We start from the raw sequence: 13,540 nt of genomic DNA, 5'->3' as shown, positions 1-13,540 counted from the left end.
GAAATTCCCGACCATATATTAAAGAGATTGTGTTGTGAGGTGCTCGGTACAGAAGAATTTGACGAGGATGTTTTTACTGAACAAATCGATAAGATAACCGTTCCAGAACACGGCACTCTGGTATTTTATTTCAAAGACGGCACAATCAATACAAGGCATTGGGTAAACACTTCCCATAAGGATTGCTGGACGGAAAAATACCGTGCAAAGGCATCGGAGGAAAGACGATCACACCCAAGATGTAAAAATGCAACGGAGCTTACAGCAAAAATAAAATGCTCCGTTTGTGGGTGCAATTTCAGGAGAGCAACACAGCCCTCCGCTGAATTAGGCAAAGCGTATTATTGGAGATGTTCGGAACACACAGCCTGTCAGACGATCGGTCTGCGTGAAGATGTTTTGAAAGGATTATTAGCAGCGGTAATGGAATCAGAAGTATATGATGCTGATCTGTTCAAAGAAACGGTCAAGGTTATTTATGTAAAAGACAAGGGGACACTTGATATTTATTTTGCGGACGGCACGATAAAATCTGCTGAATACATCCCTCCCCTTCGTTTTTCTCCGCCGAGGAGTGAAGAATCCAAAGCACATATGAGCGAGGTCATGAAAGCAAAGTGGACTCCCGAAAAGAGGCAGCAAATGAGCGAACTGATGATACAAATGCGGAAGGAGCGTGGAGAACATTGGAAAAAAGGAAAGTAACCACCATTCCTGCAACCCTGAACCGTTTTACGGCAGTACCTGTTAACAGCAAAAAGAAACGCAGAGTGGCAGGCTATGCCCGTGTCAGCACAGACCATGAAGAGCAGCTTACCAGCTATGAAGCACAGGTCGATTATTACACGAACTATATAAAAAGCCGCCCTGATTGGGAGTTTGCCGGGATATATACAGACGAAGGCATCAGCGCAACGAACACCAAAAGACGAGAGGGCTTTAAGTCCATGATAGCCGATGCAAAGGCGGGAAAAATTGACCTTATCGTAACAAAATCCGTCAGCCGTTTTGCAAGGAATACTGTGGACAGTCTGACAACCGTCCGTGAACTGAAAGAGATGGGTATAGAGATATACTTTGAAAAAGAGAATATCTGGACGCTTGATTCCAAGGGTGAATTGCTCATAACAATTATGTCGAGTTTAGCACAGGAAGAAAGCCGTTCTATTTCAGAAAATGTAACATGGGGTCAGAGAAAACGGTTTGCAGACGGTAAGGTCAGCTTTGCCTATTCTCATGTTCTCGGTTTTGATAAAGGTGCGGACGGACAAATTGTCGTTAACAAAGAACAGGCTGAAACAGTCAGGCTGATTTTTCGGTTATTTCTTGAAGGAATGACACCACACTCCATATCCGCTGAACTGACACGCAGAGGTATCAAATCTCCTGCCGGAAAAGATAAATGGAATTCAGGTACTGTCCGCAGAATGCTGTCAAATGAAAAATACAAGGGTGATGCATTGCTCCAGAAGGAGTTTACCGTTGACTTTTTGCAGAAAAAAATGAAGAAAAATGAAGGCGAGGTTCCGCAGTATTATGTTGAGGGAAACCACGAGGCGATCATCAGCCCGGAGGTATTCGATATGGTACAGGCAGAACTGGAAAGAAGAAAACGCTCAAAGAATTCTCGATACAGCGGAGTAAGCATATTTTCCAACAAAATAAAATGCGGCTGCTGCGGAGCGTGGTTCGGCTCAAAGGTATGGCACTCCACTGATAAATACCGCCGGGTCATATACCGCTGCAACAGAAAATATGATTCAGAAAAATGCGATACACCACATATTACGGAGGATGAGATAAAAGCAGTATTTATAAAAGCTGTCAATCAGCTGATAACAGAAAAAAAGGAGATCATAAGCAATCTTGAAATGATTATGAAAACCATCTCGGACACATCAGCGTTAGCGACAGAAAGGGATAAACTGAGAGATGAACTGGAGATCATAGTTGAAATGACACACAGCTGCGTAGCAGAAAATGCAAGGAAGGCTCAAGACCAGGATGAATACCAGAAAAAATACAATGAGCTTGTGACCAGATACGAAACGTCAAAGAACAGGTATGATGAGCTGGTTTATGCGATAGAACAGAAAAAAGCACAGAGCGAAAAAATACAGCAGTTTATCGGAGCTTTGAAATCACAGGACGGTTTCATAACCGAATTTGATGAAGCACTGTGGAGCACGATGGCAGACTTCATTACTGTCGGAAAAGAGAACTGCACTGTTACCTTCCGTGACGGAACAGAGATAAAAATTTGATATATGATAACCACACCCGGATAGTTGGCACATTATGCTGACCGTCCGGGTGTTTTTTGCGTCTATGGGGATTGTATTTGCTTTGCCAATCCGATGCTGATCAAATGAAAATCAATCTGTGAAAGTACGGCGGAAGTAATTATCGTTCGGGTGCAATTTTGCACCCAAGCTGTCAAAAATGCACCCAAATGCACCCAAAACAGGGATTTCGTTCAGTTGTATCATTTTTAGGTCGCTTATAGATCCTTGCTGCGGTTCAGGCGGTATGTTCGTTCAGAGCGCAAAATTCGTTCAGGCGCACAGCGGGCGTAGAGGTACAGTAGCTGTTTATGGTCAGGAAGCTCAAGCCGATACTTGGAAGATGGCTAAGATGAACATGGCTATCCGTGGCATTGACGCTGATTTCGGCGAACATCAGGCCGATACATTTACTCATGACTTGCATCCAACTCTGAAGGCAGACTTTATTCTTGCGAATCCTCCGTTTAACTATCATCCATGGAATCAAGAAAAACTGAAAGATGATCCGCGTTGGAAATATGGCCTTCCTCCGGCAAACAATGCCAACTTCGCTTGGATTCAACATATGATTTACCACCTTGCTCCGAATGGTAAGATTGGTCTTGTATTGGCAAACGGAGCGCTCTCTACGCAGTCTGGTGGTGAAGGTGATATCCGCAAGAAAATTATCGAAGCCGATATCGTTGAAGGCATTATTGCTTTGCCGACACAGCTTTTCTATAGTGTTACCATTCCAGTTACTCTCTGGTTTATCACGAAGAATAAAAAGCAGAAAGGCAAAACGGTTTTCATTGATGCCCGCAAGATGGGCCATATGGTTGACCGCAAGCACCGTGATTTTTCTGAAAAAGATATCCAGAAACTTGCAGATACATTCACTGCTTTCCAAGAAGGCAAACTTGAAGACGTAAAAGGCTTCTGTTCCGTAGCGACGATTCAGGATATCGAAAAGCAGGATTATATCCTTACGCCAGGACGTTACGTTGGCATTGAGGAGCAAGAAGACGATGGAGAGCCATTCGAGGAAAAAATGTCTCGCTTAACCTCGGAGCTTTCGGAGATGTTTGAGAAATCCCATGAACTCGAAGATGAAATCAGAAAAAAATTGGGGGCGATTGGGTATGAAATATAAACTCTCAGACATTTGCGAATACGCAAAAGGTAAAGTTGCTGTTGAAACTCTTGATGAACGAACTTATATATCAACGGAAAATATGTTGCCAAACAAAGGTGGAATAGATAAAGCCTCATCGCTTCCGACTATTCCTCAGACACAGGAATATTTGATTGGCGATGTTCTGGTCTCTAATATCCGTCCATACTTCAAAAAGATATGGCATGCTGAATTTGAAGGTGGGTGCTCTAATGATGTACTTGTTTTTAGGGCGAAGAACGGGACTGATCCGGATTTTTTGTACTATGTATTGGCGAATGATGAGTTCTTCGATTATTCCATGGCTACATCGAAAGGCACAAAGATGCCTCGAGGGGACAAGAAGGCTCTCTTGGAATATGAAGTGCCCAATTACCCATTGAGGATTCAGCGCAAGATTGCATCATTACTTAAATCTATAGACGGAAAAATTGCAATCAATAGTGAGATAAACAAGAATTTAGCAGCTTAACCCTTGAGCTTTTGGTACTGCTTCCTCCATGCACGAGATGGCTTACGACAGATTCCATCCTTGCTCACAAAAGCGCAAACACCAGCAAGGCCATTGTTACCACAGATGTCGGGATTGTTTTGACGGCAGCCATAGGTCTGCAATTCAGTGTCCACCTCGTTGAGAGGAGCATTAAAGGGAACCCTCAGTTCCTTTTCATTCATAATGACACCTCCGAAACATCAAGCTGTCCTGACATAAGTTGAGGAAGTAGCTCATCACGCAGGGAGGCAAGTTTACGGTTCTCTATACGATTAGCGATAACAAGATCGTATAGGGGAGCAAGAAGACCACCTATGCGGTCATAGTCAGATTGCGAAGGAATCAGCACTTCTGCTTTTGACAGTTCTTCGCGCTTGATGTGTCCCATCGTTGTGGCCATGTCCGCAGCGATAGCAGCGAACTTTTGCAGATGGTGGTTTGTCCATGCGTAATAGAACCATTTATCGTAGGTGGGGGATGTGACTTTGAATAAATGCTGATTCAAACCACAAGTTCCTCCGCACCAAAGATCAACAAGGAGGCTGCCCGACCATGAGAATATTACATCGCCATCATGAACAATATATTCCGGTTTGATGGAAGGTGAGCATAATTCACTGTTAAAATCACAGGAACCTTGGCGCAATTCTTTGATTTTAAGAACAGGCAGCCCTTGCTCATCATCCTTTGGACGGTACTTCTGCATGGCGAGTCCATTGAGGTAATCGGCAATACCGAGCAGGGAGCTTTCTTGCCAGCCATCCGGGATGCAGTCGAACATAAGGAACTCTTTGGTAAAAATGCTTTGAGCTTGCTCAAGTAAATTCTTGTTTAACAACTCTCATCAACGGCGAGAGTTAACCATATGAACAGCCGTTGGCGTCGTTCTCTGGAATAATTTTTATGAAGGAGGATGACGAAATGAAAGGAGAAATCGTCAGCGAGGTTGTGCAGCAAATGCTTCCCTTCCTCGATAATGTTGGGGTTAAGAAACTGCAGGAGGTTCTAGAGCACACATTGTTCTACTATGAGGTAACCGCCTCCGCTGCTGAACGAGAGGATGATAGCGATGAGTTGGTCTCTGCTTTTCTCTCAGCGAAGAGGATTGAGGGATGCTCAGAAAAGACCCTGAAGTACTATCAGACCACTATTGAGGCTATGTGCTCGACGGTTGGAAAAAGCCTGCGACGGATAACTACCGAAGATTTGCGGAGTTACCTGACGGAATATCAGAAGCGGAAGAACCTTAGTCGCGTCACGGTGGATAATGTGCGTAGAATCCTATCGAGCTTATTTGCATGGCTAGAGGATGAGGATTATATCTTGAAAAGCCCTGTTCGCCGGATACATAAGGTGAAGACCGCCTCTAACATCAAAGAAACATACACGGATGAGTCTTTGGAGCTGATGCGCGATGGCTGCACCGAACTGCGAGACCTCGCAATGATAGATATGCTGGCTTCTACGGGTATGCGTGTTGGCGAGATGGTACTGCTGAACAGAGGTGATATCAACTTCGCAGATCGTGAGTGTGTAGTGTTCGGTAAGGGAGACAAGGAACGCGTCGTTTACTTCGACGCACGCACGAAGATCCATCTCCAAAACTATCTGGAGAGCCGTACAGATAATTCCCCTGCGCTGTTCGTGTCGTTGAAGGCTCCTCACGAGCGATTAAAGATTGGTGGCGTAGAGGTGCGGCTTCGGGAGCTTGGCCAAAAACTGGGGATTCAGAAAGTTCATCCTCATAAGTTCAGACGCACTCTGGCTACAATGGCTATAGACAAAGGCATGCCTATCGAGCAATTGCAGCGACTTTTGGGACATAGTAAAATAGATACAACATTACAGTATGCAATGGTTAAACAGAGTAACGTCAAGTTGGCTCACAAGAAATATATAGGATAGGACGGTAAGAATATGACTGAGTGGAAAGAATGCACAATTGCGGATATCGGTACGGTTGTTGGTGGTGCTACGCCTTCCACTAAGGATCCGAGTAATTATGATGGCGGGGAGATTGCGTGGATTACGCCTAAAGATCTGTCGAATTATGAAGACCGATACATCTCTCACGGTGAAAGGAATATTACCGAAAAAGGCCTTAGCGGTTGTTCGGCGCAGCTTATGCCCAAGCATAGTGTTCTCTTTACGTCGCGTGCTCCGATTGGTTATGTTGCTATAGCTGATGGCGAAGTTTGTACGAATCAGGGTTTTAAGAGCGTCGTACCTAATAAAAATACGGATTACCTCTTCTTGTACTATTTACTTAGATATAATAAGGATATGATCGAAGGCCTTGGCAGCGGTACAACTTTTAAGGAAGTCTCCGGCAGTACGATGAAAGGAATCAAGGTTAGGGTTCCCACTACACTCTCTGCGCAGAGAGCAATCGGAGAATTTCTTGATTCTATTGACTGTAAAATTGAAGAAAACCGTAAGATAAACAAGAATTTACAAGCTCAAGCTCAGACAATTTACACGTCACTATTTATAAGTAATCCTGATTCCCAATGGAAAACGGGGCAGTTATCCGACATAATTGCAGTTAAATACGGCAAAGATCATAAAAAACTGGAAGATGGAATTTATCCAGTATATGGATCTGGTGGTATCATGCGCTATGTTGAAAGACCGCTTTATACTGGCGAATCAGTGTTAATCCCTCGAAAAGGAACGCTGAACAATGTAATGTACGTGAATGGTGCATTTTGGTCTGTTGATACAATGTTCTATACCGAGATGTTAAGACCAAATATCGCCAAGTTTGTCTATCATTTTATGAAAGCAAAGGATCTCGCTTCTTTGAATGCAGGTTCTGCAGTTCCAAGTATGACCACAAACATCCTGAATGCAATGCAGGTGCGTATACCAGATAACGAAACGCTTCTTCAGTTTGAGAATACTGTTGCACCGATGTACGAAATGATGAAAGAAAATGATAATCAATCAACTGCACTCGGAGTATTGAGAGATACATTACTTCCTCGACTTATGTCTGGAGAGCTTGATATATCATCGCTTACTATCTAAGGCGCTAAATTCTTGTTTGAAATTAGACCGATTATCGCAGATGCGATAGAATATACACAAAGGAGCGAAACAATATGCCTGGTTATACTGAGGCGGATTATGAGAATTCCGTGATTGAACTGTTTCAGAACATGGGCTATCAGCATCTGTATGGTCCTGAAGTTGAAAGAGATCTTCGCAATCCTCTGTACGAAGAAGTATTAGAGGATGCTTTGTCGCGCCTTAATCCGACGCTCCCTCAAGACGCGTTGATTGAGGCATTGAACAAGCTAAAGAATATCGAGAACGGTTCTCTTGTCCAGAAGAATGCCGTCTTTATGGATTATCTTCAGAACGGTATCCCCGTGCGTTACTTCGTTAATGGCTCCGAACGCTCCGCAATTGTGTATCTTGTCGATTACGGAAATCCAGATAACAACTCCTTCATTGTGGCAAATCAGTGGACGTTTATCGAAAACAGTAATAAGCGTCCGGATGTTCTTCTGTTCTTGAATGGTATTCCGGTTGTGATGGTGGAGCTAAAGTCGCCATCTCGTGAAGAAACCGACGCCAGTGAAGCATATCGTCAGTTAAGAAACTACATGCAAGAGATCCCGTCGATGTTTGTTTACAACGCTATCTGCGTAATGAGCGATCATCTGACTTCGAAAGCCGGGACAATTACCTCCGGCGAAGATCGTTTCATGGAGTGGAAGACGGTTGATGGTAGCTATGAGAACACGCAGTATGCTCAGTTTGATACTTTCTTTGAAGGTATGTTCCAGAAGGAGCGTTTTCTGGATATCATAAAGAACTTCATCTGTTTCTCGAATGAAGGCGTAAATATCTTCAAGATTCTTGCCGGTTATCATCAATATTTCGCTGTAAATAAGGCCATCGCTTCAACAAAAAGAGCCGCCGCTGATGGAGGCGACGGCAAAGGCGGTGTATTCTGGCACACCCAAGGCAGTGGCAAATCCTTGTCGATGGTTTTCTATGCCCATCTTTTGCAGGAAGCCTTGGATAGCCCTACAATCGTTGTTCTTACAGACCGCAATGATCTTGATGATCAGCTTTATGGTCAGTTCGCAAAATGTAAAGAGTTCCTGCGCCAGGAACCAATGCATGCCGAGAGCCGTGAGCATTTGAAAACTCTGCTTGCCGGACGCAAGGCGAATGGCATTATCTTTACGACAATGCAGAAGTTTGAGGAGTCTCACGAGCCGCTTTCTGAGCGCAGCAATATTATAGTAATGGCAGACGAGGCGCATCGCGGCCAATATGGTCTGACTGAGAAGATTAAGATCACTACCAATGAGGAGGGTGAAGAAATCGCAAAGCGCGTTGTAGGTACTGCACGTATTATCCGTAACAGTCTTCCGAAAGCTACATATATCGGGTTTACTGGTACCCCGATCTCTTCAACGGATCGCAATACCCGTGAGGTTTTTGGCGACTATATTGATGTCTACGATATGACTCAGGCCGTCGAGGATGGCGCAACTCGTCCGGTGTACTATGAAAGCCGTGTAATAAAACTAAATCTAGACACCGATACGCTAAAACTGATTGATACCGAATATGAGATTATGGCGAACAATGCTGATCCGTCTGTAATTGAGCGTAGCAAGCGTGAGCTCGGTCAGATGGAGGCTATTCTCGGAAATGAGAACACGATCAATTCCCTTGTGAATGACATTCTCGATCATTACGAGAACAACCGCGAAAATCTCCTGACCGGAAAAGCGATGATTGTTGCCTATTCTCGTTCTATTGCCATGAAGATCTATAGGCGCATCCTTGAGCTTCGCCCAAGTTGGACGGACAAAGTTGGCGTAGTAATGACCGAGAGTAACAAAGATCCAGAAGAGTGGCGTAAGGTTATCGGAAATAAGCGTCACAGAGATCATATGGCAACGCTCTTCAAAGACAATAAAAGCCCACTGAAGATTGCTATTGTAGTAGATATGTGGCTGACTGGTTTTGATGTGCCTTCACTTGCGACCATGTATGTCTATAAACCAATGTCCGGCCATAATCTGATGCAGGCAATCGCTCGGGTTAACCGTGTCTTCCGAGATAAGGAAGGCGGTCTTGTCGTGGATTATGTAGGCATCGCGTCCGCATTGAAGCGTGCCATGAATGACTATACGACTCGAGACAAGAAGAATTATGGCGACACGGACGTTGCGAAGGTTGCTTATCCGAAGTTTCTCGAAAAACTTCAAGTCTGTCGTGATTTGTTCTATGGCTATGATTATTCTAAGTTTAAGATCGGTACTGATCTTGAACGAGCAAAGGCGATTAGCGGTGCGGTCAACTTTATCGTCGATGTTAAGAACGAAGAAAAGAAAGAAGCGTTTATCCGCGAAGCTTTGTTGCTCCATCAAGCGCTATCGCTCTGTTCTTCTCTTGTTGATGAAGACGCTCGTTTTGAGGCCGCATTCTTTGAGTCGGTGCGCGTACTTGTTCTGCGGCTCTCAAATACCGGTGGCGAGAAGAAGATTTCGCTTCCAGAGATGAACAAGCGTATTAATGAACTCTTGAAACAAAGTATTAAGAGCGACGGTGTAATAAATCTGTTTTCTGACGTTGCAGGAGAATTCAACCTTTTCGATCCGAAGTTCCTTGAAGAAGTTGCGAAGATGAAGGAGAAGAATCTTGCTGTTGAGCTTTTGAAGAGATTAATTGCGGAGCAGATATCTATCTACCGTCGGACGAATGTTGTTAAGTCCGAGCAGTTCAGTGAGATTATTCAGCGCATGATGAAAGCGTACCTCAATGGCATGCTCACAAATGAAGAGGTTATTCAGGAGCTTCTTAATTTGGCACATTCCATCGCCGCTTCTCAAGAGGAAGGTGAGGAGCTCGGCCTAACGACTGACGAGCTCGCTTTCTATGATGCTCTTACAAAGCCCCGCGCAATTAAGGACTTCTATGAGAACGATGAGCTCATTGCTATAACGAAGGAACTAACTGAAACGCTTCGTAAGAACCGTACTATTGACTGGCAAAAACGTGATTCGGCCAGAGCAAAGATGCGGATGCTGATTAAGAAACTGCTGAAGAAACACAAGTATCCGCCGGAAGGCATGGACGATGCGCTTCAGACGGTTATGCTACAGTGTGAACTCTGGACTGATAATGTGATGGACGTTGAGCCTGAGCAGAAACCTCATAAGACTGTAACGTATGATTTTTCTCAGCCTAGAGATATAGGCATGGTCGCCGAAGATCCTGCTCCTTATGGGGAGAAGGAATAAACTTGCTATATTCGCATCCAAGGAGGGATAAAAAATGTTAAGAATCGATAAGGCCATTCTTGATGCGAATGGAGTGATCTGTGACAACATAAAACAGCTCCGCGAAACCGACAGAGGGCTTTTGAGCCAGAATATACTTAGCCAGATACGCAACTTCGTGGAGTATATAGCGATTAAGGCCTACTCAAATGGTCAAGATGTTAATCCTAATGATTACGATCTAAATGTTGCCGCATTGAAGGACATGCAGCGTCGTGGAGATTTGCGATTCCTTTATAGGTTCCACGAGATGCTCCAAAAGTCTGTGTCGCATTATACTGTGGATAAAGACGGATCGGAACGTCTTATGCTCAAATACTATGAGCATCTCCTCAAAATAAAGCTATACCTGAAGCAAGCTTATAATCTGGATGTATTGGAGAATATAGGCGACTTCCCGCTGAATACAGATACGGAACTTTCAGATTACTATGAAAAGATAGCGGAAAGAATTGAGTCACCGAGTACGCATAGCTACCCTGTTACTTACAACGATCGTTATTATGTGCAGAAGGTAAAACCATTTTTTGTAAATCAACAGATTTACTATGAAGTAACATTTACGGCGGCAAATGCGAATGCGAGCAAATTTGATCGTGTCATTGCGTTTACGCGGCATGAGATTGTTGATAACTATGCCGTTAAGTTTTCAATTCACAACGACATGATCCGTATTCTAGACAAAGATATGTCTATTCTCGTGATTGACGGCTACGAGGTGTCTATTCGCCCATGTGAGTGGGATAATTTGTCTGAAATCTTCGGTCCGAGAGTTAAGCATAGTACGAATTCTAATGAGTATAGAGAGCTGATGAGATTCCTGTCTGTTGTTAGGATGTCCCTAACTGAGCTCGTGAGTAGCGATCAAGATTACTATGATTTCGTAAAAGGCAAGATTACCGAACGCGCTCAATCTACTAAAATTTATGAAATGCTAGATCAGTGCCGTGCCATAATTATCGGCAATAAGCCCGGAGCAAATGTGTTGAGATATTTGCTCCATAAGATGAACAATAGAGTCATTAAGTGGCAACTGTGGAATCAGCGATATGACGGGCTGTCTGGGCTCTATCTCCACTATGGATGTAAACCCTTTGATGAAATGCCATATTGCAGCTCTCCAAGACAGCATAATCCAAGAATATACGACCTATTTGAGTCTATTCCTGTTTCCGGCCACAAGCATGAACTGTTCGCAAGATACATTAAAAACAACACGGAAATAGACGGACACCTTTTCACACCTAAGGCCGAAATTGAAGGCTTTGAAGATATTGATGTCCTGATAAGAAAATACAATTTTTCCCTATACTATAAGCACACTGCGCGGAGAATTGAGGAGTACAAAGACCATCTATACATTAAAGGCTACGTTGAAGATAGCACGGAAATTATCAAGAAGTTGCAGGAGCTGGCATCTTCAGGCGTTTCTCAATATACAGCATCTGTTGATTCATGGATAGCTAGAGAGTCTTATGTGATTGATGATGACGGTAAGAAAGAAGCTCTTAGACAGATGTTTGCCAATTCCCACGTTGCACTGATTTACGGTTCTGCTGGTACTGGGAAATCTACACTGATCAAGCACATCTCTAATTTCTGGGCGGACAAGGATAAGATATTCCTAGCCAATACACACCCTGCCGTAGATAATATGCGCAGAAAGGTTACTGCCGGAAATAGCGAGTACAACACAATTGCGAAGTTTCTCTCAAAGCGGAACAACAATACGGATTGTGATGTTCTCTTTATTGATGAGTGTAGTACGGTCAGCAATGACGATATGCGTCGTGTGCTCGAAAAAGCAAACTTCAAGTTACTTGTTCTTGTTGGCGACATCTTTCAGATTGAGTCAATTTACTTTGGAAACTGGTTTAGCATCGCTCAGAAATTTTTACCAACGACTTCAATATTTGAGTTGACGCATCCTTATCGGACGACGAATAATGATCTTCTAACTGTATGGGATCGCGTGCGCAAGCTCGACGATGCGATCCTAGAGCCGCTAGTAAAGAACGGATATGTAGCAAGACTTGATGAATCCATCTTTGAGCATAGCGATGACGATGAGATTATTCTTTGCCTAAACTATGACGGTCTGTATGGTATAAATAATATCAACAGGTTCTTGCAGAATAGTAATCCTAGTCCAGCCATCGTATGGGGGATTAATACCTACAAGGTAGGTGATCCGATCCTATTCAATGAGTCGAATATCTTTTCTCCGCTGATTCACAACAACTCAAAAGGCAGAATTGTCGATATTCGTCCAGAGAAACAGCAAATCTGGTTTGATATTGAACTCGAGGAATCGATTAATGAAATCGATGCATGGGGTTATGATTTTGAATTGATCGGCGAATCAGAAGATGGAAATTCCATCATTTCGTTTAGCGTCAATAAATACCGTAGCACCGACGAAGACGATGACGATAATAATTCGACGGTCGTCCCGTTCCAAGTCGCATATGCAGTTTCCATCCACAAGGCACAGGGCTTGGAATATGACTCTGTGAAGATTGTAATAACAAATGAAACGGAAGAACGAATCACGCACAATATTTTCTATACTGCGATCACTAGAGCCAAGAACAAATTGAAGATTTATTGGAGCCCTGAGACGGAGCAATCTGTGCTAGGTCGGCTCGAGGTGAAAAATTCAAACAAGGATGCCTACTTGCTCGCACAGCTATCGTCTCTTGCGATGTCATAAACATTGAACTCATGCTTTCTTGTTTCTTTGATTCGGGTTATCTTGACTCAGTAAACTAAACAGGAGATCCCAAATGATCGAAAAAATAGTATGGTGGGTTGGTGCTGTGTGGGGACGCTACAAATTGACCCGGCGTAGCAAAAAATAACCTGATATAATTATGATATGTATCTAGAGAGTTGGCATATAAAAAAAGAACTGATAAAAGCCATAGAATCTACCAATTGCGAGGAAGGAGAACTTCTAATTATTAAGACGAAATTGAAAGAGTTTACGATCAATTGTCTCAATTTTATATTTGGATTTGGTGTTCTAGGCGTCTTCTTTGGACTTGGTGGCCTTATTTTTGGGGGCGATGCACAGGCGAAAGATTTTGGAGGACGAGCATTGCTAGCAACTTTACCGGCTTCTGCTATTTCTTATTATGCTTCCGAAAGGCTTAAAAAGAGTATCATAGATAGCGTGAGCAAGTTCATTCATAAAAAGAAGATAAAACCAGATCTGTATAAACAATATTCTCGGTAGTGAGTGGGAAAAATATGTTTATATATCATTCTTTTTTCTCGGATACTCCTAAGCTTTGCT

General features: G+C 43.4%; 10 protein-coding genes and 1 pseudogene. 9 read left to right on the top strand and 2 right to left on the bottom strand.

The annotated features are described in order from the left end of the window. From ACLU24_RS06560 to ACLU24_RS06545, 4 genes and pseudogenes are all read left to right on the top strand, one after another. Positions 1-705 (top strand): recombinase zinc ribbon domain-containing protein (locus ACLU24_RS06560; protein ID WP_412611205.1); only part of this gene is annotated, 705 nt, incomplete at its 5' end. Continuing rightward, complete coding sequence (locus ACLU24_RS06555) at positions 687-2,264, top strand: recombinase family protein (protein WP_412611203.1); 1,578 nt, start codon at positions 687-689, stop codon at positions 2,262-2,264. The genes ACLU24_RS06560 and ACLU24_RS06555, both read left to right, overlap by 19 nt. Positions 2,265-2,505: 241 nt before the next feature. After that, positions 2,506-3,417: pseudogene (locus ACLU24_RS06550) on the top strand (N-6 DNA methylase); the annotation flags it as partial. Then, a complete protein-coding gene (locus tag ACLU24_RS06545; protein WP_412611201.1) occupies positions 3,407-3,910 on the top strand; it encodes a restriction endonuclease subunit S in 504 nt (167 codons plus the stop codon). The pseudogene ACLU24_RS06550 and the gene ACLU24_RS06545, both read left to right, overlap by 11 nt. Here the strand turns inward: ACLU24_RS06545 and ACLU24_RS06540 are convergent. Further along, positions 3,907-4,113, bottom strand: a complete 207-nt coding sequence (locus ACLU24_RS06540; RefSeq protein ID WP_412611199.1) for a hypothetical protein — start codon at positions 4,111-4,113, stop codon at positions 3,907-3,909. The genes ACLU24_RS06545 and ACLU24_RS06540 overlap by 4 nt on opposite strands. Further along, a complete protein-coding gene (locus tag ACLU24_RS06535; protein WP_412611198.1) occupies positions 4,110-4,769 on the bottom strand; it encodes a restriction endonuclease subunit S in 660 nt (219 codons plus the stop codon). The genes ACLU24_RS06540 and ACLU24_RS06535 overlap by 4 nt, the downstream gene beginning before the upstream one ends. Before the next feature lie 83 nt (positions 4,770-4,852). Between ACLU24_RS06535 and xerA the strand changes: the two genes are divergently transcribed. The 5 genes from xerA (at position 4,853) to ACLU24_RS06510 (ending at position 13,480) form a co-directional block, all read left to right on the top strand. Then, positions 4,853-5,836: a site-specific tyrosine recombinase/integron integrase gene (xerA, locus tag ACLU24_RS06530; RefSeq protein ID WP_288283646.1), complete on the top strand. Its 984-nt coding sequence runs from the start codon at positions 4,853-4,855 to the stop codon at positions 5,834-5,836. 12 nt (positions 5,837-5,848) lie between these two features. Continuing rightward, positions 5,849-6,961, top strand: a complete 1,113-nt coding sequence (locus ACLU24_RS06525) for a restriction endonuclease subunit S (RefSeq protein WP_412611197.1) — start codon at positions 5,849-5,851, stop codon at positions 6,959-6,961. A gap of 74 nt (positions 6,962-7,035) precedes the next feature. Then, positions 7,036-10,203, top strand: a complete 3,168-nt coding sequence (locus ACLU24_RS06520) for a type I restriction endonuclease subunit R (protein WP_412611196.1) — start codon at positions 7,036-7,038, stop codon at positions 10,201-10,203. 34 nt (positions 10,204-10,237) lie between these two features. Then, positions 10,238-12,955, top strand: coding sequence for an ATP-dependent DNA helicase (locus ACLU24_RS06515; RefSeq protein WP_412611194.1), 2,718 nt, complete (start codon positions 10,238-10,240; stop codon positions 12,953-12,955). A gap of 165 nt (positions 12,956-13,120) precedes the next feature. Then, positions 13,121-13,480, top strand: a complete 360-nt coding sequence (locus ACLU24_RS06510) for a hypothetical protein (RefSeq protein WP_412611192.1) — start codon at positions 13,121-13,123, stop codon at positions 13,478-13,480. Positions 13,481-13,540 lie beyond the last annotated feature (60 nt).

The organism is Pseudoruminococcus sp. (genome assembly GCF_047012705.1).
Classification (GTDB): Bacteria; Bacillota; Clostridia; order Oscillospirales; family Acutalibacteraceae; genus Pseudoruminococcus.
This window is presented reverse-complemented; position numbering and strand designations above follow the sequence as displayed.